Origin of the sequence: uncultured Phascolarctobacterium sp. (assembly GCF_902463975.1) — a bacterium.
Lineage (GTDB): Bacteria > Bacillota > Negativicutes > Acidaminococcales > Acidaminococcaceae > Phascolarctobacterium_A.
On sequence record NZ_CABQHJ010000015.1, the window covers coordinates 17,477 to 42,466 of the forward strand.

At 50.2% G+C, this 24,990-nt stretch carries 23 protein-coding genes; 22 read left to right on the plus strand and 1 reads right to left on the minus strand.

What is annotated here, in order from left to right; genetic code table 11:
- Positions 1-38: 38 nt before the first annotated feature.
- A complete protein-coding gene (locus tag RDW05_RS05855) occupies positions 39-1,352 on the minus strand; it encodes an acyltransferase (protein WP_307978186.1) in 1,314 nt (437 codons plus the stop codon).
- Positions 1,353-1,604: 252 nt separating this feature from the next.
- Here RDW05_RS05855 and RDW05_RS05860 point away from each other — a divergent pair, with 252 nt between their 5' ends.
- From RDW05_RS05860 to RDW05_RS05965, 22 genes are all read left to right on the plus strand, one after another.
- Positions 1,605-2,561, plus strand: coding sequence for an aspartate carbamoyltransferase catalytic subunit (locus RDW05_RS05860; protein ID WP_040564652.1), 957 nt, complete (start codon positions 1,605-1,607; stop codon positions 2,559-2,561).
- The gene (locus RDW05_RS05865) at positions 2,545-3,840 is read left to right on the plus strand and encodes a dihydroorotase (RefSeq protein ID WP_021719585.1); all 1,296 of its coding nucleotides are present in this window, start codon (positions 2,545-2,547) and stop codon (positions 3,838-3,840) included. Before RDW05_RS05860 ends, RDW05_RS05865 begins: the two co-directional genes overlap by 17 nt.
- A complete protein-coding gene (locus tag RDW05_RS05870; RefSeq protein WP_307978187.1) occupies positions 3,825-4,904 on the plus strand; it encodes a carbamoyl phosphate synthase small subunit in 1,080 nt (359 codons plus the stop codon). The genes RDW05_RS05865 and RDW05_RS05870 overlap by 16 nt, the downstream gene beginning before the upstream one ends.
- A gap of 2 nt (positions 4,905-4,906) precedes the next feature.
- Complete coding sequence (carB, locus tag RDW05_RS05875; protein WP_307978188.1) at positions 4,907-8,116, plus strand: carbamoyl-phosphate synthase large subunit; 3,210 nt, start codon at positions 4,907-4,909, stop codon at positions 8,114-8,116.
- A gap of 2 nt (positions 8,117-8,118) precedes the next feature.
- Entirely contained in the window at positions 8,119-8,886 is a 768-nt protein-coding gene (locus RDW05_RS05880; protein WP_307978189.1) for a dihydroorotate dehydrogenase electron transfer subunit, read from the plus strand.
- The gene (locus tag RDW05_RS05885) at positions 8,880-9,845 is read left to right on the plus strand and encodes a dihydroorotate dehydrogenase (protein ID WP_307978190.1); all 966 of its coding nucleotides are present in this window, start codon (positions 8,880-8,882) and stop codon (positions 9,843-9,845) included. The genes RDW05_RS05880 and RDW05_RS05885 overlap by 7 nt, the downstream gene beginning before the upstream one ends.
- A 63-nt stretch (positions 9,846-9,908) precedes the next feature.
- On the plus strand, positions 9,909-10,625 hold the full coding sequence (pyrF, locus tag RDW05_RS05890) for an orotidine-5'-phosphate decarboxylase (protein WP_304260589.1): 717 nt from the start codon (positions 9,909-9,911) through the stop codon (positions 10,623-10,625).
- Positions 10,626-10,629: 4 nt separating this feature from the next.
- Entirely contained in the window at positions 10,630-11,211 is a 582-nt protein-coding gene (gene pyrE / locus RDW05_RS05895) for an orotate phosphoribosyltransferase (protein WP_210684238.1), read from the plus strand.
- Positions 11,212-11,680: 469 nt separating this feature from the next.
- Positions 11,681-12,562 carry a phosphate ABC transporter substrate-binding protein gene (locus tag RDW05_RS05900; protein WP_307978191.1) on the plus strand — a complete coding sequence of 294 codons (882 nt, stop codon included), beginning with the start codon at positions 11,681-11,683 and terminating at the stop codon, positions 12,560-12,562.
- 451 nt (positions 12,563-13,013) lie between these two features.
- Positions 13,014-13,919, plus strand: coding sequence for a phosphate ABC transporter permease subunit PstC (gene pstC / locus RDW05_RS05905; protein WP_293724627.1), 906 nt, complete (start codon positions 13,014-13,016; stop codon positions 13,917-13,919).
- Complete coding sequence (pstA, locus tag RDW05_RS05910) at positions 13,916-14,800, plus strand: phosphate ABC transporter permease PstA (RefSeq protein ID WP_307978192.1); 885 nt, start codon at positions 13,916-13,918, stop codon at positions 14,798-14,800. The genes pstC and pstA overlap by 4 nt, the downstream gene beginning before the upstream one ends.
- Positions 14,797-15,564: a phosphate ABC transporter ATP-binding protein PstB gene (pstB, locus tag RDW05_RS05915; RefSeq protein WP_298880151.1), complete on the plus strand. Its 768-nt coding sequence runs from the start codon at positions 14,797-14,799 to the stop codon at positions 15,562-15,564. Before pstA ends, pstB begins: the two co-directional genes overlap by 4 nt.
- A 310-nt stretch (positions 15,565-15,874) precedes the next feature.
- Positions 15,875-16,522 carry a phosphate signaling complex protein PhoU gene (gene phoU, locus RDW05_RS05920; RefSeq protein ID WP_293828839.1) on the plus strand — a complete coding sequence of 216 codons (648 nt, stop codon included), beginning with the start codon at positions 15,875-15,877 and terminating at the stop codon, positions 16,520-16,522.
- Between the two features lie 260 nt (positions 16,523-16,782).
- Entirely contained in the window at positions 16,783-17,487 is a 705-nt protein-coding gene (locus RDW05_RS05925; RefSeq protein WP_307978194.1) for a class I SAM-dependent methyltransferase, read from the plus strand.
- Positions 17,462-18,250, plus strand: coding sequence for a Nif3-like dinuclear metal center hexameric protein (locus RDW05_RS05930; protein WP_307978195.1), 789 nt, complete (start codon positions 17,462-17,464; stop codon positions 18,248-18,250). Before RDW05_RS05925 ends, RDW05_RS05930 begins: the two co-directional genes overlap by 26 nt.
- Before the next feature lie 18 nt (positions 18,251-18,268).
- The gene (locus RDW05_RS05935; RefSeq protein ID WP_293828832.1) at positions 18,269-19,195 is read left to right on the plus strand and encodes a 3'-5' exoribonuclease YhaM family protein; all 927 of its coding nucleotides are present in this window, start codon (positions 18,269-18,271) and stop codon (positions 19,193-19,195) included.
- On the plus strand, positions 19,192-19,929 hold the full coding sequence (locus RDW05_RS05940) for a SprT family zinc-dependent metalloprotease (protein ID WP_307978196.1): 738 nt from the start codon (positions 19,192-19,194) through the stop codon (positions 19,927-19,929). Before RDW05_RS05935 ends, RDW05_RS05940 begins: the two co-directional genes overlap by 4 nt.
- A gap of 208 nt (positions 19,930-20,137) precedes the next feature.
- A complete protein-coding gene (locus RDW05_RS05945) occupies positions 20,138-20,842 on the plus strand; it encodes a response regulator transcription factor (protein ID WP_374111017.1) in 705 nt (234 codons plus the stop codon).
- A 42-nt stretch (positions 20,843-20,884) separates the two neighbouring features.
- Positions 20,885-22,393 carry an ATP-binding protein gene (locus tag RDW05_RS05950; RefSeq protein ID WP_307978199.1) on the plus strand — a complete coding sequence of 503 codons (1,509 nt, stop codon included), beginning with the start codon at positions 20,885-20,887 and terminating at the stop codon, positions 22,391-22,393.
- Complete coding sequence (locus RDW05_RS05955; protein WP_021719567.1) at positions 22,390-22,908, plus strand: YqeG family HAD IIIA-type phosphatase; 519 nt, start codon at positions 22,390-22,392, stop codon at positions 22,906-22,908. The genes RDW05_RS05950 and RDW05_RS05955 overlap by 4 nt, the downstream gene beginning before the upstream one ends.
- Positions 22,905-23,684 (plus strand): carbon-nitrogen family hydrolase, encoded by a 780-nt coding sequence (locus RDW05_RS05960; protein WP_307978200.1) that lies wholly within the window; start codon positions 22,905-22,907, stop codon positions 23,682-23,684. Before RDW05_RS05955 ends, RDW05_RS05960 begins: the two co-directional genes overlap by 4 nt.
- Positions 23,684-24,742, plus strand: a complete 1,059-nt coding sequence (locus RDW05_RS05965; RefSeq protein WP_307978201.1) for a M15 family metallopeptidase — start codon at positions 23,684-23,686, stop codon at positions 24,740-24,742. The genes RDW05_RS05960 and RDW05_RS05965 overlap by 1 nt, the downstream gene beginning before the upstream one ends.
- Positions 24,743-24,990: the final 248 nt, after the last annotated feature.

Genomic DNA, 24,990 nt, shown 5'->3' on the forward strand with positions numbered 1-24,990 from the left:
TGAAAAAGCACGCAACGTCTTTTTGCTTTGTATTAAATTCAGCGTTTACCGGTAAACAGCAGCTTTGCCGTACTGCATTTTTCAAATGCTTTCGTCAGCAGAATGCTGAGCGCCAACGAGCCGAGCACCAGCAGCACGTAGGAGAGCGCTACCTTTTTGACGGTCATGATAATGCCGAAATGGTTATAGGCGCTGCTGAGCCAGTCCAAAAGCAACGGATGCACAAAGTAGATGAGCATGGAGTAGGCGGAAAGGGTGCTGATGGCTTTATAGAGAAGGCTAGCGAGGGAACCCCTCTCAGTCACCTTGCGGTGACAGCTCCCCGACGCTAAGACCCAGCTTGTCGTGAGCTTGCGCGGCGACAAGCTGTTGGTCGTGCTAATGTCGCTTGCGACGACAAGGGGAGCCTCTGTATGCGATGCTGCTTGAGGGATAGCTTGCAGTGCATTGGGAGCCTCTGTATGTGCTTTTGCCTGCGCTCTGCGCTCCAGCCAGTCCAGTGCCAGGCAGAAGAAGAGCAGCGAGCCTACAGTGTAGCAGAGCCCCTGCGGGCTGAGCTGGTGATAGGTGTTGGCCAGATCAATCAGCGTGTAGCCTTTGACAGTAACTGCCTCGTAACAGCTTTGCACGTCCCAGGCAACGCTTGCAGCAAAAATTACGCATACCATGGCGCTGTAGCTGCGCAGAAGGGTGATGAATTTTTGCCAATAGCAGGCTGCCAGGCCGCCGCTCATAAAAATAAGCAGATAATGCAAGGGGAGATAGTTGAGGCGATAATCAAAGAAATTTTTAGCCAGAACACTCCAACCCGCTGTATTTAAGCCCGGATGCGTTGTCCACCAGTTGAAAGCAAGTTGGAAAACAAATAAAAGCACTAGCATAAACGGTATGTTTTGATGTATAATTATACGCAGAAGCTGTCGCCAGAGCGGATAGCTTGCATAAAACCACAGCAGGATGACCATAAAATACAAATGGTAGCAGCCAAGGCCGAAGAATAACACATAGGCCACATGCAGCGGATTCCAGCTGACGAAGCCCGGTGGCAGAATCAGCCAGAAGTAGAACATGTAAAAAAGCGACCAGCTGAGATAGGGCAGGCCTGCTCCCCGCAGACGCTTCTTCATAAAGTCGATATAGTTCAGCCGGCTGCCGCTTAATAGGCCTTTATCCGTACAGGCCAGGCCGTAGCCGGAGATAAAGAAAAAGGAGGGGACGCTGTAACGGCTTAAAATCTCCAGTAATAAGTAAAGAGTAAAGTTGTTGGGGGCAAGTGCCAGGCTGCCGATATGAATACCGATGACGCCAAGCATGCAGATGCCGCGCAGATTATCTATAATGGTGTTTCGCATAAGTACCTCGCTAATGTTTAGTCTTCTTTATTATACTATAAGTAAAAAAATCCTGCCAAGATTTTACCTCGAAATATTTGACGTATTCTTCATTAAGGTGTAAAATATATACAATCAATTTGCACCTTTAAATTGGTCCTGTGAGACTGCAAGGTATAAGTTATTATGAAACCTAAGGCCTTTTTGCACCATCATGGGACGAGAAGGCCTTTTATTATGCAATTTTATTATAAAAAACAGGAGGTAAAGCTAATGGCTAAATCAAATGTATCTCTGGGTGGCAGAGATATACTGGATCTGGAAAGCCTCAGCGTTGAGGAAATCGAGCTGGTTTTGAAAACAGCTGAGGAAATGAAGAAGATTATGAAGAGGGATATCAAAAAGGTGCCCTCACTGCGCGGTAAATCTATCATCAATCTGTTCTATGAGCCCAGTACACGTACCCGTACATCCTTCGAGCTGGCAGGCAAATATCTGGGTGCCGATGTAGTAAACATCACTACATCCTCCTCCAGTGTTGTCAAAGGTGAATGCCTGCGCGACACCATCCTGACTGTACAATCCATGGCTTGCGATGCGATTGTTATGCGTCACCCCATTGAAGGCGCTGCAGCATATGCTGCTAAGGTTGCAGACCCTGTAATCATCAACGCCGGCGATGGCGCACACGCACATCCTTCTCAAGGCTTCCTGGATATGTTTACTATCCGTGAGCAGGGCAAAAACCTGAAGGGCCTGAAAATGGCAATCATCGGCGATATTCTCTACAGCCGTGTTGCCCGCACCAATATTGCTGCCTGGACCAAAATGGGCGCTGAGGTACACGTTGCAGGTCCTATGACTCTGCTGCCGCACGACATCGCTTCTCTGGGCGTTACTGTACACAAACGCGTTGAAGAAGCAATCGAAGGCGCTGACGTAATCGATATCCTGCGTATTCAGCTGGAGCGTCAGCAAAAAGGCCTGTTCCCGTCTCCGCGTGAATATGCACGTATCTTCGGTATTAACGAAAACCGCCTGAAGCTGGCTAAGCCTGACGTAACCGTGCTGCATCCCGGCCCGATGAACCGTGGTCTGGAAATCTCCTGGGAGGTTGGTTACTGCGATAACGCCGCAATCCGTACTGAGGTACAAAACGGCGTAGCTGTACGTATGGCACTCTTATTCTTGACTTTGACAGGAGGTAAACACATTGAAAACGTTGATTAAAAACGGCAGGGTAGTAGACCCCAGCCAAAAATTAGATGCTGTAATGGATATCCTCGTTGAGGATGGCAAAATTAAAGCTTTGGGCAAGGATATTGCCGAAGCTGCTGACGAGGTTTTTGACGCAACCGGCCTCGTAGTAACTCCCGGTCTGATTGACGTACACACTCATATGCGTGAGCCCGGCCTGGAGGCTAAGGAAGATATTATCAGCGGTACCAAGGCTGCTGCTGCCGGCGGTGTAACCACCGTTGCCTGCATGCCGAATACCAAGCCTGTTATCGATACCTCTATCGTAGTAAGCGGTATCAAAGAACGCGCTCGCGAGGAAAGCTACGCTAACGTTGAAGTTATCGGCGCAATCAGCAAGGGCGAAAAGGGCGAAGAGCTGGCAGAGATGGGCGACATGGCAGAAAAAGGCGCTATGGGCTTCTCTGATGACGGCCACTATGTAAAGAGCTCCCGCCTGATGGTGCTGGCTGCCAAATATGTAACTGCTTTTGACAAACCTTTGCTGTGCCATGCGATTGATCCAGAACTGGATTCCGAAGGCTACATGCATGAAGGCGCTGTTTCCGCACGTATCGGCGTACCGGGCGTACCGGCAATCAGCGAGGATATCGCTGTTGCACGTGACTGCATCATCGCTGAATACACCGGCGCACATGTACACATCTGCCACGTTGCCTCCAAGGGTGCTATCGACATCATCCGCCAGGCTAAAAAACGCGGCGTAAATGTTACCAGCGAAGTAACCGTACATCATCTGACTCTGACTGATGAGGCTTGCGCAGATTACAATTCCGCAACCCGCGTTAACCCGCCGCTGCGCAGTGCAGACCACGTACAGGCTATGCGTGAGGCTGTTTTAGACGGCACTGTTGACGCAATCGTTACTGACCACTCTCCGCACGCACCGGAAGAAAAGGATGTTGAATTCCGCTATGCTCCGAACGGCTTCTGCGGTCTGGAAACCTCTCTGGCAGTAATGCTGACTGACTTATATCACACCCACGTATTCGACCTGAATACTATTATCAGCAAAATGAGCTGCGAGCCTGCTAAGCTGTTCAAGCTGGCCGGCGGTACTCTGAAAGAGGGCAGTGTTGCTGATATCACTATTATGGACTTAAACAAAAAATGGACTGTTGACAGCTCCAAATTCTATACCCGCGGCAAATTCACCCCGTACGAAGGCAAGGCTTGCACCGGTAAGGCTGTTGCCACTATGCTGCACGGTAATTTTGTAATGAGGGATGGTGTAGTATGCACGAAAAAGTAAGAAAAGGAAAATTAGTTTTAAAAGACGGCAGCGTTTTTGAAGGCTCTCTGTATGGAGGCAAACGCAATGCTGTAGGTGAGGTTGTATTCACCACCGGCATGAGCGGTTACCAGGAGACCTTGACCGACCCGTCCTTCTGCGGTCAGATTGTAGTAATGACCTATCCGCTGGTAGGCAACTATGGCTGCAACCCGCTGTTTAACCAAGGCAAGAAATGCTTCTTCCAGGGCTTCGTTATCGGCGAGCTGTGCGATTGCCCCAGCAACTGGCGCAATGAGCAGAGCCTGGAGGATTTCCTGATTGAACAGGATATTCCGACCTTAGCAGGTGTCGATACACGTGCTATCACCCGTAAAATCCGTAATCACGGCGTACTGCAGGGCGTAATCGTTCCGGCAGAAATGCCTGAGGAGGAAGTACAGAAGCTGCTGGCTTTACCGGCAGTACACAACCAGGTTGAGCAGGTTACCACTCCCGAGGTTTACACCATGGGCGAGGGCAAGCTGCATGTAGCTGTTATGGACTTCGGTATTAAACGCAATATCCTGAAATCCATTGAAGCCTTTGGCTGCCGCCTGACAGTATTCCCTGCTTCCGCTACCGCAGAAGAGGTACTGGCATGCGATCCGGACGGTATCTTCCTGTCCAACGGCCCTGGCGACCCGAAGGATTTGCCTGAGGTTATTGAAAACATTAAGAAATTAATCGGCAAGAAACCGATTTTCGGTATCTGCCTCGGTCATCAGCTCATGGCTTTGGCTAACGGTGCTGATACCTATAAAATGAAATTCGGCCATCGCGGTATCAACCAACCGGTAAAATACCTGGCAACCGGCCGCATCTACATCAGCGCACAAAATCACGGCTACGCTGTAGATGAAAAATCTCTGGAAGGCAAGGGCATCAACATCAGCCATATTTCTATGAACGATGGTACTATTGAAGGCCTGGAATACACCAAGCATCCTACCTTTACCGTTCAATATCATCCGGAAGCCTGCCCCGGCCCTGGTGATCATGATTATTTGTTTAAACATTTTGTTGATATGATGGAGGGTCGTTAATTATGCCGAAACTTAAAGATATTAAAAAGGTTCTCGTTATCGGCTCCGGCCCTATTATTATCGGTCAGGCAGCAGAGTTTGACTATGCAGGCACCCAGGCTTGCCGTGCTCTGAAGGAAGAAGGTCTGGAGGTTGTACTGATTAACAGTAACCCTGCAACCATTATGACTGATGTGCATGTGGCTGACCGTGTATATGTTGAACCTATCAGCGTTGAATTCATTGAAAAAATTATCAAACGTGAGCGTCCTGATTCCCTGTTGGCAACACTTGGCGGTCAGGTTGGCCTGAACATGGCTATGAAACTGGAAGAGCAAGGCATTCTTAGCAAGTACAACGTTCGTCTGCTGGGCACTCAGATCAGCGCTATCAAACGTGGTGAAGACCGCGAAATGTTCAAGGAAACTATGGAGAAAATCCATCAGCCGATTCCTGAAAGCACTATCGTAGAAACCATTGAAGCTGCTTGCGACTTCGGCAAGGAAATCGGCTATCCGCTGATTGTCCGTCCTGCGTATACCCTCGGTGGTACCGGCGGCGGCATTGCTGAAAACGAGGAAGAGCTGATTGATATCGTGCAAAAGGGCCTGGGCTACAGCCCTATCGGTCAATGCCTGATTGAACGCAGCATCGCCGGCTGGAAGGAAATCGAATACGAAGTAATCCGCGACGCTGCTGATAACTGCATCACTGTCTGCTCTATGGAAAACCTGGATCCTGTTGGCGTACACACCGGTGACTCCATCGTTGTGGCTCCGGCACAGACTCTGAGCGATAAAGAAGTACAGCTGCTGCGTCAGGCTTCTATCGATATCGTGCGTGAGCTGGGCGTAGTTGGCGGCTGTAACGTACAGCTGGCTCTCGACCCGTACTCCGAAAACTACTATGTAATCGAAGTTAACCCGCGTGTAAGCCGTTCTTCCGCACTGGCTTCCAAAGCTACCGGTTATCCGATTGCTAAGGTTACCAGCAAAATTGCTGTCGGCTACAACCTGGACGAAATCGAAAACGCTGTTACCAAAAAGACTAAGGCTTGCTTCGAGCCTACCATTGACTATATCGTACTGAAATTCCCGCGTTGGCCGTTCGATAAATTCGTAACCGCTGACCGCACCCTTGGCACTCAGATGAAGGCTACCGGTGAGGTTATGGCAATTGAGCGCAGCTTTGAAGCTTCTATGCTGAAAGCAGTACGTTGCCTGGAAATCGGCCTCAATCATCTGGAAATGCCTGAGCTGAAGGCTTTGAGCGATGAAGAAATTCATGACCGCATCAAGCGCATTGATGACGAGCGCTGCTTCGTTGTTGCTGAGGCTATCCGCCGCGGCATTACTCTGGAAGAGATTCACGATATCACCAAGATTGACATGTGGTTCCTTTCCAAAATCCAAAACATCATTAAAATGGAAAAAGCTTTGGAAACTCACGAGCTGACTCCGAGCCTGCTGCGTAAGGCTAAGAGAATGGGCTTTGCCGATGCTGTTATCGGTAAACGCGTAGGCAAGACAGAGTTCGAAATCCGTGATATGCGTAAGGCTAACGGCATTCTGCCGACCTACAAAATGGTTGATACCTGCGCTGCGGAATTTGAAGCTGCAACCCCGTACTACTATTCCTGCTACGAAACCGAGGATGAGGTTGAAGTAAGCGACAAGAAGAGAGTAGTTGTACTCGGCTCCGGTCCTATCCGTATCGGTCAGGGCGTAGAATTCGACTACTGCTCCGTACACTGCGTATGGGCGTTGAAGGAAATGGGCTATGAAACCATTATCATCAACAACAACCCGGAAACCGTTTCCACTGACTTCGATATTTCCGATAAGCTGTACTTTGAGCCGCTGACTGTTGAGGATGTACTCAACGTTATCGATAAAGAAAAACCGGAAGGCGTTATCGTTCAATTCGGTGGTCAGACCGCTATCAACCTGGCCGGCCCGCTCTCCCGCGCAGGCGTGAAGATTCTGGGCTCCTCCGTTGACAGCATCGACCGCGCTGAGGACCGTGAACGCTTCGATGAGCTGCTGACAAGCTGCAATATCCCGCGTCCGCAGGGCCACACCGTATTTGATACCGAGGGTGCGCTGGTTGCTGCACACAAGGTTGGTTATCCGACTATGGTTCGTCCTTCCTACGTACTGGGCGGCCGTGCTATGGAAATCGTTTATAATGATGACGAGCTGCGCAACTACATGACCTACGCTGTTAAGGCTTCTCACGAGCATCCGGTACTGGTTGACCATTACCTGCAGGGCACTGAGGTAGAGGTTGACGCTATCTGCGACGGCAAGGAAGTATTAATCCCCGGCATCATGGAACACGTTGAACGTGCAGGCGTACACAGCGGTGACTCCATCGCCGTATATCCGCCGCGCAGCCTGAGCGAGAGTGTTATTCGCACCATTATCGAATACACCAATAAAATGGCTCTGGGCCTGGAAGTTAAGGGCATGATTAACATTCAGTACATCGTTCGTGACGAGCATGTCTATGTAATCGAGGTTAACCCGCGTTCCTCCAGAACCGTACCGTTCCTGAGCAAGATTACCGGCATCTCCATGGTAGACGTTGCTACCAGATGCGCAATGGGCATGAGCCTCAAAGAGCAGGGCCTGCAAGCAGGCCTGCGCTTCTTCCCGGACTACTATGCTGTTAAAGCTCCTGTATTCAGCTTCAATAAGATGAGCAACGTAGATATCACCCTTGGACCTGAAATGAAATCCACCGGTGAGGTTATGGCCTGCGACTACCAGTACAGCCGTGCGCTGTATAAGGCCTGCATCGCTTCCGGTATCAATGTACCGCACGATGGTGCAATCCTGATTACTGTTGCTGATATGGATAAGCCTGAGGCAGTTGCTATTGCCCGCGGCTTTGAAGAGCTGGGCTACACCGTTATCGCAACCGACGGGACTGCGGAATATCTGCAGCAATACGGTGTAACTGTTGAGGTTGCTACCAAGGTAAGCGAAGGTCATCCGAACCTGATTGATGATATCAAGAGCGGCCGCATCGGTATGGTTATCAACACCACCAACCACGGTCGTGACGCTGAACGTGACGGCTTCAAAATCCGCCGTTCTACCGTAGAGCATGCAATTGCCTGCCTGACCTCTATGGATACTGCACGTGAGCTGCTGAACGTTATGAGCGCAATGCGTCGTCGTAGCGTTGTACGCGTTACCGCTCTGCAGGACCTGACCTGGGAGGATTGATTATGTCTAAAACTATTGCTAGTGCCAAGGTAATTGGTCAACGAGTTTTAAATAGTACGACAAAATTAATAAATGTTTATGCACCGGAAATCGCTGACGAAGCTGTCCCCGGACAGTTCGTCAACGTGAAGGTGTGCAAGAATACTGCTCCGCTGTTGCGCCGTCCCTTCGGCGTAGCGGGAGTTAACAAGGCTGAGGGCACCATCACCATGATCTATCGTATCATCGGTGAGGCTACTCATATTCTGGCTGAGGTTTGCAGCGGCGACGAGCTGAGCATCGTCGGTCCGCTGGGACACGGCTTTGATATGAGCGCCAAGAAACCGCTTTTGGTTGGCGGTGGCTTGGGCCTGGCTCCACTGCTGTTTTTGGCAGAGGGCTTCGGTGAGGGCAATACCGATATCCTGATGGGCGGCCGCAGTGCCGATGAATTGTTCTGGACCAAGCTTTATGAAAGCCTCAGCAAAAATATTTACCTGACCACCGATGACGGCAGTGTCGGCACTAAGGGTACTGTAATGGCCTTGCTGCCGCAGCTGTTAAAAGAGGGTGGCTATGACTGCGTATACGTTTGTGGTCCTGTACCGATGATGCGCGCAGTTGCCAATGCTTGCATGGAAGCCGGCGTAAAATGTCAGGTATCTCTGGAAAAATATATGGCCTGCGGTCTGGGTGCGTGCCTGTCCTGTGCCTGCGAAGGCATCGGCAAGCGCATCAAGGTCTGCAAGGACGGTCCGGTATTCTGGGCAGAGGAGGTAGGAGAATGGTAAAAGCATTGTATGATGGCCGTCTGGCAGTTGATATTGCCGGCGTGAAGATGGCTACTCCTGTTACTACCGGCTCCGGCACCTTTGGCTTTGGCCTGGAATTTACCGATTTTCTCGACCTGGAAAAGGTTGGCGCTGTTACCGTAAAGGGTACCTCTTTAGAGCCTGCAGCAGGCAATAAGGGCCAGCGTGCGGTAGAAACCCCGTCCGGTATGCTGAACTGCATCGGTCTGGAAAACCCCGGCAGCGAGTACTTCTTGGAGCACACTCTGCCTGAGCTGAAAAAATATAATGTTCCTGTTATTGTCAACATCTACGGCCATTCTCCCGAGGAGTACGGCGCTGTTGCCAAAAAGCTGGATGTAGACGGTGTTGATGCAGTAGAAATCAACATCTCCTGTCCGAATGTCAAAGAGGGCGGTATTGTTTTCGGTACTGTGCCGGAGGCAGCTGCTGAGGTTGTACGTGCTGTTAAGGCCAACACCAGCAAAATGGTTATCGCCAAGCTTTCTCCTAATGTAACGGATATCGTGGTAATGGCCAAGGCTGTAGAGGCAGCAGGTGCAGATGCAATTTCCATGATTAATACGCTGCTCGGTACCAAGATTGATATTGAGCGTCAGCGTCCTGTGCTCGGCAATGTAACCGGCGGTCTCAGCGGTCCTGCTGTACGTCCGGTAGCAGTGCGCCTGGTTTATCAGGTAGCACAGGCTGTGCATATCCCCATCATCGGCATGGGCGGCATTATGTGTGCCGAGGATGCAATTGAGTTCATGCTGGCAGGCGCAAGTGCGGTAGCAGTTGGCACCGCAAACTTTGTACAGCCTGATATTGCTGAAACCATTGCTCATGGTATGCTGGCATATCTGGACAGACACAACGCGCAGAATATTTCCGAAATTGTCGGACTTGCTTTACCGAATGGTAAGAAAAGCATGCCGTTGTTTAACGAAGCTGAATAACGACGATTTATAACGTTATTCTCCGGCGTCTTGGAAAAATATATTTAATAGGGAGATTTTCTCATGCAACATGATGATAGATTAATAGTCGCACTCGACTTTCCTACCCTGGAGCAGGCTAAGACTTGCGTTGTCGAGCTGGGTGACGCAGTAAGCTACTACAAGGTCGGCATGGAGCTTTATTATGCAGTAGGCAGCGAAATAATCCGCTTCTTAAAGGAACAGGGCAAGCATGTTTTCCTGGACCTCAAGCTGCAGGATATTCCTAACACTGTTGCTCATGCACTTACCGTACTCAGCGATTTGGGTGCAGACATGATGAACGTTCATGCTGTTGGCGGCAAAAAGATGATGGCAGAAGCTGTTAAGGCTGTGCATGAGGCTGCTGAGGCAGCTGGTCGTCCGGCACCGAAGCTGATTGCTGTAACCATTCTTACCAGCATGGATGATGAACAGTTTGCTGATTTAAATTATAAAAATACCATTGCCGAGCAGGTAATCAGCCTGGCTAAGCTGGCGAAGGAAGCAGGCATGGACGGCGTTGTTGCTTCTCCTAAGGAAGCTGCAGCTATCCGTGAGGCTTGCGGCCCCGAGTTCCTGATTGTTACCCCGGGCGTGCGTCCTGCGGGCAGCTCTCTGGATGACCAGAAGCGCGTAGCAACACCGGCAGGCGCTCTGCAAAACGGCAGCAGTCACATCGTAGTAGGCAGACCTATTACTAAGGCTGAAGCAAGACAAGCAGCAGCATTGGCAATTGTAGAAGAGATTAAAGGAGTGTAAGCAAATGGCAGTTTTAGAAGAAAAAGATGTTATGAAAATGCTCGAGGAAACCGAAGCAGTTCTCCATGGTCACTTTTTGCTGACCAGCGGTCTGCACAGCCCTATGTATGTTGAAAAATTCAACGTACTGCAGCATCCTAAATATACCGAGCGCCTGTGCCAGGAAATCGCACGTCGTTATGAAAACGACAATGTTGAACTGGTAGTTGGCCCGATGACCGGCGGTATCCTGCTGGCTCACGAGGTTGGCAAGGCTCTGGGCACCCGTGCTATCTTCACCGAGCGTGAAAACGGCAAAATGACTTTGCGTCGCGGCTTCCAAATTCCGGCAGGCACCCGCGTACTGGTTGTTGAAGACATCGTAACCACCGGCGGCAGTGTTAAAGAGGTTATGGAAGTAGTTAAAGAGCATGGCGGCGAGCTCGTAGGCGTTGGCCTGCTTGTTGACCGCAGCGGCGGCAAGGTAGACTTCGGTGTTCGCACCGAAGCTCTGCTGCACCTTAACGTAGAAACCTTTGATCCGGCAACCTGCCCGCTGTGCGCTAAAGGCGTACCGTTCACCAAACGTGGCAGAACTGGCAAATAAGGCCCGATTTGTCGCGAGTGTAACGAAGCGAGAAATCGAAAAGGCCGCGTTGTCCTCGCTTGCGACCGAATAGGGAGCAAGAAAGAGGATAAATGAGACACAGTTTGTCGCAAGCGTAGCGTCGCGAGAAACTGAATGTCGAATTATCCTCGCTTGCGACTGAATAAGGAGCAAGAAAGAGGACAAATAAGGCCCGATTTGTCGCAAGCGTAGCGCCGCGAGAAACTGAATGTCGAATTATCCTTGAAGAGGACAAGTAAGCTAATCTAACCTAAATTTCAAAGCACCTGTTTATCAGCAAATGATAGGCAGGTGCTTTTTTTGCTATTTAACATGCTCTTAACATCAGCATAATACTTCCTTAACAATGATATATTATACTAGCATCATAAACCACGAACACTACTGATAAGGCGCAGAACTTATCGGAAATAAATTATTAGACGATGGTTGAAGGAGGAAATATATTATGAAATTGAAAAAAGTCGCATGTTTAGGTCTGGCAGCTATGGTAGCACTCGGTGCTCTGGGCTGCGGCAGTGATAACAAGGCTGCTGATAACAAAGCAGGCAGCAAAATTACCGGCAGTGTAACAGGCAGCGGTTCTTCCGCACTTTTGCCGCTGGCAAAGGATGCAGCAAGCAAATTCAAAGCTATTAACCCGGATGTTTCCATCACCCTTAACGGTGGCGGCAGCGGCACCGGTCTGAAACAGGTTGCAGACGGTAGCGTTAACATCGGTAACTCTGACGTACCGGCAGAAAGCAAATTGAAACCCGAAGTTGCCAAAGGACTTGTAGACCACAAGGTTTGCGTAGTTACCATGGCTCCGGTTATCAACAAAGACCTGGCAGCTAAAGTAAAAAGCCTGACCAAGGCTCAGCTGACCGACATCTTCACTGCTAAGGTAACCAACTGGAAACAGGTTGGCGGTCCGGACGAACCTATCGTTCTGATTACCCGTCCTGCTACCAGCGGTACCCGTGCTCTCTTCCAGGAGTTCGCTCTGGGCGGTGCTAAAGAAGCAACCAACAAATCTCTGGAGACTGATGACTCCGGCACTCTGCTGCAAAGCGTAAAGGATAACAAAGGCGCTATCGGTTATGTTGCCCTGTCCTACCTCGTAAATAACAAGGACGTTGCAACAGTTGCCATCGACGGTGTAGAGCCTACTCTGGACAATACTTACAGCGGCAAATATCCTGTATGGGGTTATGAGCACATGTATACTAGAGGCGAAGCTACCGGTGCTGTAAAAGCATTCCTGGACTTCATCCTCTCTGCTGATTATGGCAAGGAAATTGAAAAACAGGGTTATGGTGTTACTGCTAAAATGCAGGTTAAACGCTAAGCCGGACTTCGGCTAAGGACGCATCTGCGTCGCGACGACTTCTAGGAGTACGAATATGTACGCCGTCGTCGTCATCGCATAGCATCCTTATCCTGTGTCCGGGGACTTCAGCTAAGGCGCATCTGCGTCGCGACGACTTCTAGGAGTACGAATATGTACGCCGTCGTCGTCATCGCATAGCATCTGCATCCTTATCCTGTGTCCGGGGACTTCGGCTAAGGCGCATCTGCGTCATATCATGAGTCATTAAAATTATTACGCTTCCATCTAAATGGGAAGCAGGAAGACAGCATACGCCAAGAGATGCGTCTTACCGGTCTTCTCATCCCCTTTAGAATAAACATCAAGGCTGTGCCGGGCATGAGCTGGTAAGTTATCAGCTGCGAGCCTTTGCATAGCCTTTAGTTTTACGAAAGAAATATTCACGAGTTACATCAGAGGAGAATAGTTTATGCAACAGGTTACAACAAATGCTTATAGGCAGGATGCGTTGTGGCGCTACATTATTACCGGCTGCGGCCTGGCGCTCATTGTTCTGACGCTGTCTATTGGCGCTTTCCTGTGCTACAAGGGCGTAGGCACGTTTACTACCTACAACCACAGTATTGCAGAGTTTCTTTTTTCGGCAGATTGGGCGCCGAGTGACAGCGCTGAGGGCGGTGGCAGTGTTGGCGCAGCCATCTTCATCTTCGGTTCTGTTATTACCTGCGCGTTGGCGCTGGCGATTGCTACACCGTTCAGCTTGGCAACCGCAATTTTTATGACGGAGATTTCGCCGGAGCTGGGCAAGCGCTTTGTCCAACCGGCTGTGGAAATTTTTGTCGGCATTCCTTCCGTAGTTTACGGCTGGATCGGCCTGACAATTTTGGTACCGCTGATTAAAAACATTTTTAACCTGCGCTTCGGCTTTTCCGTATTGGCTGCAGGTATTGTGCTGGCGATTATGATTTTCCCGACTATTACCAGTTTGGCAGCAGATGCACTGCGCAGCATTCCCAAAAGCTACCGCGCTGCTTCCTATGGCTTGGGCGCAACCCGTTGGCAGACTATTGCCAAGGTGGTAGTGCCTGCGGCAGTTACCGGTCTGATGACGGCTGTTATCCTGGGCCTGGCGCGTGCCTTCGGCGAAGCGTTGGCTGTAGCGATGGTTATCGGTAAGATGCGTGCCTTTCCGAGCTCGCTGCTTGCTCCGACCAACAATCTAACGGCGGCGATTGCGGCGGATATGGGCGGTGCAATGGAGGGCAGCGAATACAACATCGCCTTGTGGACAATGGCGTTGCTGCTGTTTATCATTTCTCTGGCCTGCATCTTTGCCATCCACTTTTTAACTGCTAAAGGAGGGAAGCAGGCATGAACGACAGTATAGCGCGTGCAAAGTTTGTTGATAAGCTGATGACAGCTGTATTTTATTGCGTAGCAGGCTTCTTTATCCTGCTGCTCGTAGCCTTTGCCATGTATGTTATCATTAACGGCTTCAAGGATTTCAGCTGGAGTCTGGTATCCTTTGAGGGCAGCGGCATCGGCAATTTGTTCTTCAACACTATTTATCTGGTTTTCTTGTCGCTGCTGGTGAGCGTGCCTCTGGGTGTCGCTGCCGGTATCTACATGGCGGAATATGCTAAGCAGGGCAGTTTCACCAAGTTCCTGCGTATGTGTATCGAAACAATGTCCTCTCTGCCGTCGATTGTTGTCGGCTTGTTCGGTTACCTGGTATTTATCGTAATGACCGGATCGCAGTGGAACCTGTTCAGCGGTGCGCTGGCAGTTTCTATCCTCAGCATTCCGCTGATTATGACGGTCACGGAGGATGCCTTCAAATCACTGCCGCAGGGCTATAAGCGCGGTAGCCTGGCCATGGGGGCAACTCTGTGGCAGACTATTTACAAGGTGCTGCTGCCGGCGTGCCTGCCGCGTATCATGACTGGCGTGATTTTGGCTGCAGGCCGTGGCTTCGGTGAAGCGGCAGCTCTCTTGTATACCGCAGGCATGAGCACCGATATCAACTGGAACAGCTGGAACCTGCTGTCTCCGACCTGCCCGCTGAACCCCTTCCGTCCGGGCGAAACGCTGGCGCTGCATATTTGGGCATCGCGTACCGAGGCGTTGGCTGCGAATGCGGCGCAGATGGCCAACCTTTCTTCAGCAATATTAATGCTGCTTGTGCTGTCCTTTAGCCTGGGCGCACGTTACCTGAGCACTTATTTAGACACAAAAACCGGAGGTAGCAGAAAATGACGATTGATAACGCTGCAACTAAATTTTTAGTGCAGGATCTGGATTTGTATTACGGCAAATTCCAGGCGTTGAAAAAAATAAATCTTGATATTAAGGAAAAGGAGATTACCGCGCTTATCGGTCCTTCCGGCTGCGGCAAATCTACCTTTTTAAAAACACTGAACAGAATGAACGACCTGGAGGAGGGCGTGCGCATTGAAGGCAGCATCGCGCTGGACGGCAAGGATATTTTTGCGGAGATTGACCCCATCAGCCTGCGTCATCGCGTTGGTATGGTCTTTCAGCAGCCTAACCCCTTCCCGAAAAGCATTTATGACAATGTTGCCTACGGTCCGCGTATCCATGGCGTGACGAAAAAGAGCGAGCTGGACGAGATTGTGGAGCGCAGTCTGCGTCAGGCTGCCATCTGGGACGAGCTGAAGGACAGACTGAGCAAGAGTGCATTGGGCCTGAGCGGCGGCCAGCAGCAGCGCTTGTGTATTGCGCGTACCCTGGCCGTGCAGCCGGAGGTTATCCTCATGGACGAGCCTACCAGTGCGCTGGATCCGATTTCTACGATGAAGATTGAGGATTTGGCTCTGGAGCTGAAAAAGGATTACACCATTGTTATTGTTACGCATAATATGCAGCAGGCTGCGCGTATTTCTGACAAAACAGCTTTCTTCCTTTTGGGCGAGCTGATTGAGTTCAATGAAACGAAGCAGCTGTTTGCTAATCCGTCTAATCCTAAGACAGAAGAGTATATTACCGGCAGATTCGGTTAATGCAGGTGGGGCACGATTTGTAAAGGATATCAGTGGGGAATTTTTAATTAATGTGATTATGAAAGGCTCTCTTTAGAGAGACAAGTTGAATTGTCTGTAGGGCAAAAGAGGGCGCTTGAGGGTGAGTGCATAGCGTGTCGAGGTGGAGAGAGGTTATGCATCGATTAACGCAATCCCCCTCTCAGTCGCCTTAGCAGGCGCCAGCTCCCCCCCAAGGGGAGCCTCTCTTGCTATTGCATTCCGCATTAAAAATATAGTCCTATTTCCGCTTACCTGACTTTTACATAGGATTTTAGAAAGGAATAATAAAATGACACGTAATAAATTCAACGAGGAGCTGAAGCAGCTGCTCAACAGTGTGCGCGTGATGGGTGTAAATTTGGAGGATACCCTGGACAAGGTTATCGCCAACCTGGAGCAGAAGGATGCAGCCTTAGCGCAGCAGATAATCAGCGACGATGATAATTTTGACAACAGTGAGGTCAATATCGAAAAGCAATGCCTGGAGCTGGTGCTGACACAAACTCCGGTAGCAACAGACTGGCGCGAGATTGCCAGCTGCCTGAAGCTGGTGGGCGACATGGAGCGTATTGCCGACCACTGCAGCGACATCAGCCAATACACCTTGAAGCTGATTGAAAAGGAGCCTGTGCCGCTGCCAGATAACTTTATGGCTATGCTGCAGGTTATGCGCCAGATGGTGTACGACAGCATCAGCGCCATCAGCGAAAATGATCTGGAGCTGGCCAATAAGGTTATTGCTACCGATGATGAGGTAGATAATTACTTTGCAGAAATGCGGCAGCATCTGACAACCGTAATGCAGCAAAAACCGCAATATGTACCCCAATATGTTGACTATCTGATGATTGCCAAATATGTGGAGCGCATTGCCGACCATTCCACAAATATCGCCCAATGGGTAATGTTTGTGGTAAAGAACGAACTGAAAAACTGAGCTTTGAATGCCAATCACGGCCTCTGCAGCAATGCGGGGGCTTTTGTTTATGCTACGGTTGTTGCGGCGTTAGCGGGCCGCGTCATTTGGCAGACTGGTTTTCTATATTCGTTGATTTGTGTTATAATATACTATTAGAGTATTTGCGGATAGGGCAGCGTCATGTGTTATTGCAGGCACTATTGCCATGTATAGACGCATGCAGCACTTGTCTCGATTTGAAATGATAATATTTTTAGAGCAAATTCAGGAGGGATGTAATGCATATTGATAGACGATTAGAAACTATTGCCAACCTGGTGCCGCAGGGCTGTGTGCTGGCGGACATTGGCACGGACCATGCGTATTTGCCGGTGTGGCTGCTGGAAAAGCAAAGAATTTCCCGGGCAATTGCCGGTGATATTGCCGCAGGTCCCTGCCAGGCGGCGCGCACTACCGTGGCACAGTTTGGTCAGCATAAGCATGTAGAGGTGCGTCAGGGCAGCGGCCTGAAGGTATTAAGCCCCGGTGAAGCAGACTGTATTGCTATTGCCGGCATGGGAGCTTCTACTATCATCAGCATTCTGGAGAATGATATGGAGGTAGCGCAGAGCGCCAAGCTTTTGGTGCTGCAGCCTATGGCCGGTGCTGCATCCCTGCGCGCGTGGCTGTGCAGCCACGGCTGGCAGCTGGCTGCCGAGGATCTGGTGGATGACGCTCCGCATTTTTATGAGATTATCGCCGCTAAGCGCGGCTCTGCACCTGTTTACAGCGCGGCAGAGTGCGCTGTAGGCCCATTGCTGCTGGCGCAGAAGCATCCGTTGCTGGCTAAGCAGCTGGCACGCCAGCTTGCTACCTGCAGCCAGCTGCTGGAGAATATGGGACGCAGCGAGCGCGCACGCGCGAGCGAAAAGTATAAGGAAGTACAGGCGTTGAAGACAGAACTGGAGGTGCTGCAAAATGGCGAGCGTAGTGACAGTAAATGATATCATCAACCTGCTGGAGGAAATGGCACCGCCGGAGCTGGCGGAATCATGGGATAACGTCGGCCTGATGCTGGGCAGACGCCATAAGCCTGTGCGCAAGCTGCTTTTGGCACTGGATATGACGCAGGAAACGGTGACGCAGGCGTTGGCAAAAAAAGCTGATATGCTGATTACGCATCATCCGGCAATTTTTCACAAGCTGGGCAATGTGACGGACGCTGACTGGCAGCAGGAGCTTTTGCTGCAGATGGCAGAAAACGGTGTTGCCGTTTACAGCGCGCATACGAACCTGGACTGCGTAGCGAATGGTGTCAACAGCGTGCTTGCCAAAAGATTGCGTTTGCTGGAGCCTGACGTACTGGATACAGTAAGCGGACTGGGACGCATTGGCGAGCTGGAAAAGCCGGCTAAGCTGCAGGATTTTGCAATCTTTATCAAAAAGGCTTTGCAGGCTGATTATCTTACCATAGGCGATGCGGGACGCAAAGTTAAGCGTGTTGCCGTCTGCGGCGGTGCCGGTGCCGATTTGATTGGGCTGGCGTTGGCGCAGGGTGCGGACACGCTGGTGACGGGTGATGTGAAGTATCACGAGGCACAGCAGGCTGTCTTCAGCGGTCTGAACATTATCGATGCAGGCCATCAGCCGACGGAGCTGCCGGTGCTGGACGATTTGGCTGACAGATTATCGTTGCGCTTTACGGAAAAGCATTGGGACGTGGCAATTCAGGTAGCACGCGAAACACTGCTGCTGAAGCATATATAGAAAACAGGTGATGAAAAAATGATTAAGGATTTTAAGGCCGGCACTAAGGTATGCCAGGCAGTTTTAGTAAGAGTACAGAAGGTAGGTAATTCCTCTAACGGCGGTGTATTTGCCCGTGGTATGCTGGAGGATAACAGCGGACGCATTGCTTTTATCTGCTTTGATGCAGTGCTGGTAGACAAGCTGCGTGAGCTGGAGGGCCCGACAGCCTTTATGATGGGCGGCAACGTCGACATCAACAAATTTAATAACGATATGTCGCTGCAGGTGATTGTGCAGCGTCTGGAAAACCTGCTGCCGCAGGACGATATCAGCAATTTGCTGCCACAGGGTGATTTTGATGTAGAGGCTTATAAAACTAAGCTGACAAATTATATCAAAGCGGTGCGTACTCCGGGATTACGAATGCTGCTGGAGACTATCTTCAGCGGTGCTACCTATGAGCGCTTTGTGACCAATCCCGCAGGCATGCGCATGCATCATGCTTATCTGGGCGGCCTGCTGCAGCATTCTATTGATGTTACCGGCCTGGCAGTGGCCATGGCGGAGCAGATTGAGGGCGTAGACAAGGACCTTGTTATTGCTGGCGCTCTGCTGCACGATATCGGCAAAATCCGTGAGATTTCTGCGGAAATAGGCTTTCCTTATACCAGTGAAGGCCGTTTGCTCGGACACATTACCATGAGCTGCATGATGGTGCAGGAGGCAGCGGCTAAGTTGCGTCTGCCTGCGTCCCGTCTGGAGCAGCTGCAGCACATTCTGCTGGCGCACCATGGCGATAACGAAAAGGGTTCGCCGGTAGCCTGCGCTACGCGTGAAGCCTTTGTGGTACATTACGCTGACGAAATCAACGCTGTAATGAACCAGTTTGATGTGCATGAGGGCAAGAGTGCCTGGGAGTTCAACCGTATGCTGGGACGCAATATCCTGGTAGACAAGCTGTGAGCAGCAAAATAATACGCCAGACAGCGTTGAAGCTGCACGGTCTGACGATAAACTTACAGTTTAAGCTGGTCAAAAATATTACGCTGCGTATCAAAGAGAATGGCGGCATTTTTCTTACTGCTCCTGTAGGGATGAGCGTAAGCGAGGTACAGCAATTCCTGGAGAGCAAGGAGCAGTGGCTGCGCCAAAAGCTGCAGCTGGTGCTGCAGGCGCAGCAAAAGCAGGATAAGAAGTACAGCATGGGCGAGCTGCCCTTTGACGGGCAGCATGTGTGGCTGTGGGGCAAGCGTTTGCCGGCGCGCTTTTTGCTCAGCGGCAAAAAGCACGGTACCTATGAGGTGGAGGACGAAGCTGTCTGCTTTTATTACCGCAGTGAGCTGAGTGAGGAAGCCCGGTGTGCTTTTGTGGAATTCTTCTATAAGCAGGAAGTGTTCAACAAGGGGGCGCAGCTGATGGCAGCTTGGGCGAAGAAAATGGGCGTGCGTCCTACCGGTATTAAGGTGCATCGCATGAAAACGCGCTGGGGCTCCTGCAACGTGCGCACAGGCGGCATCAATCTAAATACGCTGCTGGCCTGCGGGCCCGAAGAATGTCTGGAATACATCGTTGTGCATGAGCTGTCGCATTTGCAGGAGGCTAATCATTCACCACGCTTCCACGCGATTGTCGAACGCTATCTGCCTCAGTGGCGTGAGCGCAAAAAGCTTCTGGAAGACTTTAAGCCTGTTTTATAGTCGCTTCAAGCATAAGGTATAAGCATTTTCTGTGATAAATAATGCATTTTGCTTTATATTGATGATAAAAACAGTATATATATGTAAATCTTTTGTGAAAGCATACTAAGAAAGCAAGTATTTGTGCTATAATTATAGTAACATCTTGTAGGGCTCTGTCATTTGCTGTGATAAATAAATGACATGAGTCAGTTTGAAGGCAGGAGTGATGATTATGGCAAAACAGAAAATATTAATTGCTGATGATGAGGCGCAGATTCGCGAGATTTTGCGCATATATTTTGAGAAGGAAGGCTTTGAGGTTATTGAAGCTGAAGATGGTGCTGCCGCAATTTTGAAGGTGCAGTCCGAAAAGCCGGATATTTTGCTGCTGGATATTATGATGCCCGTTCTCGATGGTATTGAGGTGTGCAAGCAGGTTCGCAAGATGACGGATCTGCCGATTATCATGGTTACGGCTAAGGACGATGATGATGACCGCATCGCCGGCCTGGAAATCGGCGCTGATGACTATATCACCAAACCGTTTAATTCGCGTGAGGTTGTGGCCCGCGTGAAGGCTGTGCTGCGTCGTGCAGGCACCCAGGAGAAGAAGGGCGAGGTATCGCGCATCACCTATCCTGGTCTGATTATCGATATGGACCAGTATCAGGTAACTGCATTTGGCAATAAAATGACCTTTACAACTAAGGAAATGGAGCTTTTGTGGTGCCTGGCATCTAACCCTGGCAAGGCCTTTAGCCGTAACCAGCTGCTGGAAACCATCTGGGGCTATTCCTATTATGGCGATACCCGTACTGTTGATACGCATATCAAGCGCATCAGACAGAAGCTGAACATTCCGCCTGATTCCAAATGGGATATTACGACTATCTGGGGTGTAGGCTACAAATTTGAGCTAAAGGACAACTAAATTATGAAAAAATCCCTAAGCACACGCCTGATGTATAGTTTTATGACTATCATAATTATCGTCGTTGTGGGGATTACAGCAGGCATATCGTACCTGATTGCCGACTACTTTTTCCAGATTAAGGAGCAGGAGCTGGCGGAAAAGGGAAATGAGATGGGGGAAACGATTGAAGCCTTCATCCGTCTGCAGGACCGCGATATGCTTTACCGATATATTTTAGCTGTAGATAAGCTGGTTGGCGCACGCATCTGGCTGTTTGATGATAATTACGAGCTTTTGGCGGCCTCTAGTTTTGAGTCCGTTAAGGAGACTGGAGAAAATGCCAATATGAAGGAATTTCTCAGGTATGGCGCACCCTCCAGGCAGGTATTGCAGGAGAGCGTCAGAAAACTGGATCAGGATATGAAGAGCAGTAATTTATCGTATCGCATTAAGGTGATACTAAATGATGTTTATGCCGGGAAGTCCTTCAAATCGCAGATTTATCATCCGTATTACAAGGAGCAGGTGATCCTGGTTGGTGTTCCTTATACCTTTGGTAACGGGCACACAGGCGCTATTTTGATGATTGAGCCCTTGAGCGGTTTCGAAAAATTCTTGCGAAATGTTTATATTTATATTATGATTGTAGGTATCGTTGCCATTATTTTCAGTTTGTTTCTGGTTAAGCGCCTCTCAGGTCTCATTATCCGGCCGGTGCTGGATATGAAGGACAATGCGCAGGCGATGGCTTCGGGAGATTATTCCCGCAGGCTGGAGGTGCATGGTGATGATGAAATTGCCGAGCTGGGGAATGCGCTCAATTCTTTAGGCAAGGATTTGGGTGATTACATTGCCAAGATGGAGCGGACGGAAAAAATCCGCCGTGATTTTGTGGCTAATGTATCGCATGAGCTGCGGACGCCGATTACGATTATCCGTGGCTACAATGAGGCAATCTGTGACGGTATGGTAACGGATCCTGATCTGATTCAGCGTTACCGTGGCCTGATAAATGAAGAAACAGTCCGTCTGGAGCGCATGGTACGCGAGCTGCTGGATATCAGCAGACTGGAGTCCAGCGACCCGCTGACTGTAAGCAACATGGATGAGCTGCCGCTGGCCGGTATCATCCGTAATGTCGCCGAAAAATTATCGGTGCGCTGCGTGAAGAATAATGTTACAATTAGTGTTCATGCCGACGATAATATCAAAATTTTGGGCGATGGAGACCAAATGGTACAGTTAATTATGATTTTGTGCGATAATGCCTTGAAATATTCGCCAGAAAATGGTACTGTATCAGTAGGTGCGAATAAGCTTGACGATGGTAGTGTGCTTGTAACAGTTGCTGACCAGGGCAAGGGCATCCCGGAGGAGGATATTCCGTTTATCTGGGAACGCTTTTACAAGGTGGAAAAATCGCATTGCCGCAGTGTTCCGGGAACGGGACTGGGGCTTGCTATTGCCAAAGAAATTATTCGCGTACACGGCGCCAGTGCCGAGGTTATCAGCAAATGTGGTTCTGGTACCACGTTTGAAATAAAATTTCCAAAGGATAAGGTAGTATGATTTTAAAGTATGTTTGCCCCGATTACAGAGTAAAAAGTTTATTTGACATTTCCGCAAAATGGCTGAAGCGCAATGGCTACACCAAAATTGTTGTTGATATTGACAATACCCTGCTGCCGCGCGACAAGAACCTGGTAGGCCCTCGTGCTATGACCTGGATTCGTCAGCTGCATCAGATGGGTATCAATGTGGCATTGATTTCCAATAATGGTGGTGACCGCATTAAGGGTATCACCCGTCAGACTGGTCTTGGCACCATTATGCGTGCCGCTAAGCCTTTGCCGATGGCTTACAAGCAGATTACTAAAGCTATGGGCGGCGGTAAGATTCTTTTTATCGGTGATCAGCTGTTGACCGACGTTTTAGGCGCTAAGGTTGCCGGTCATCCTGTAGTCTTTGTTGAATCCTTAGGCGGTAAGGAGCATTTCATTACCCGTTGCACCCGCAAGCTGGAGAAATTCTTCCTTGGTCGTCTGAACAGCAATAATATGATGCCTAAGGAGCGCGTATTATGAAAATAGCCCTGCTGCAGCTAGAGGTTCTGGAAAAGAATAAGGCGGCCAATGTGGCCCATGGTCTGCAGCTGGCAGCGGATGCTGCCAAGGAGCATGATTTACTGGTGCTGCCCGAGGTGTGGACAACAGGCTATAGCCTGGGACACCTGGAGCAGGATGCTGAACCGCAGGATTCACCTGTGCTGGCGCAGCTCGCGGAGCTGGCGCGCAGCGAGCAGTGTGCAATCCTCGCAGGCTCGGTACCGATGCGTCATGCTGATGGCAAGGTTTATAACACCTCTGCGGCTATCAATAAGAATGGTGAAATTGTTAATCTCTATGATAAGGTGCATCTTTTTGGCCTTTTCAATGAGGAAAATTTCTTTGCTCCCGGCAATAATTTCAATGCCTTTACGTTAGATGGTCTGTGCTGCGGCTCGACTATCTGTTACGATTTACGTTTCCCTGAGCTTTTCCGTCATCTGGCCCTGCAGGGAGCACAGCTCATTTTCTGCCCGGCTGAATGGCCTGAAGCAAGGGGAGATATCTGGCGCTTGCTGGCGCAGGCCCGCGCTGCCGAAAACCACATCTTTGTGGTAGCGGTAAATTGTGCGGGCAGCTTTAAGGGTGCGCCGTTTTACGGTCATTCGATGGTTGTTGCGCCCAGCGGCAGGATTCTTGCCGAAGCAGGTGTGCAGGAGGAGGTTGTTTCCTGCGAAATCGATTTGGCAGATGTTGCGAAAGTACGCAGCAGGCTTAATGCCTTAGCTGATGTACGCAAGGAGCTGATTCAATAGTGAATTACCGAAATTTGCTGGCCGGCCTGGCGGCCGGTCTGCTTTTCTATGTCCAGACGGGAGCGGAGTTTGCTCTTGCTGCTGTGCCTGATGATGCGCCGAAGGATATTAAGTATATTCTTGGCTTTTATTATGGCAATGGCGAGAATATTCTTATCCGTGAGAATAATGGCCGTCTGGAGCTGTTATACCGCACTGCGCAGGAGGACAGGTCCTTTGCTGCGGCTAATCTTTATCCGCTGAGCAAGGTGCATTTTGATTCCTATACGTTGCAGGAGTCCGGTCCGATGAGTAATACTGAGGCCGGTGTGCGTTTTGAGCGTGATACTGATGGCTATGGTATTTCATGTCGCGTTGGCGGCAATACGTACAGCCGTTACTTTTTAGGTACTACTCAGGGCGAAAGGGCGAAGCCCTTCCGCCTGGAGGAGCGCAGTGCTGAGGAGTGGACCAAGCTGCGAACGGAGGCTGCCAAGGCAGCCGTTCCTGCTGCTTTGGCAGCAGGTGAGCAGGCGCAGCTGGTTGATGCTGCTTCTGTTGCCGGTCTGAAGGTTAATTCTGTCTACGCAGGCAGTGATAACCTGTTTGGTGCGCCGCTTTACAGTACGCCGAAGCTTTTTGTTGCTAAGGATGCCGCAGCTGCTTTGGGCAGGGTGCAGCAGCGTCTGGCACCTTACGGCTACGGCCTGGTGCTGTGGGATGCGTATCGCCCCTGGTCGGTGAGTAAGCTGGCTAATCTGGCTTTGCCTGAGGGCAAGAAGGATATGCTGGAGGATCCGGAGGTTAAGGGAAGCGTGCATAATACCGGTAATGCTGTTGATGTGGGCTTGTATAGCCTTGATAGCGGCGAGGAGCTGGATATGGGCTGCGGCTTTGATGAGCCGTCGCTGCGCCAGTACGCCAGCTATGCTGGCGGTACGTCGCGCGAGCGCTATCTGCGCAGCCTGCTGCGTGAGGAGATGGAGCTGCAGGGGTTCAAGGGGATTGAGATGGAGTGGTGGCATTTTGAGTTCGGCGACTGCTCTAAGTTCGCCCATTTGAATGTAAGTAAGCAGTAATAGCGTCGCAAGTGGTATGCCATTCCGCTCAGAGAAATTTTCCGTCAATCGCTTGCTGGGTTAAGTTTTCCTGAGAGGTTTGCAGAAGCGAGTTGACGGACGCAAATTTCGTGTGGAAGCAAGACGAAACGTGCGGCGCCGATCTTGTTCGAGGGTAACCTTTAGGGTTCGGTTGCCTTGTTTAGCGGTTCGTGTCAGACCAATCAGCTACGCTCTTCGAGCTTGCTTCTTGGGACACTATCGCATGG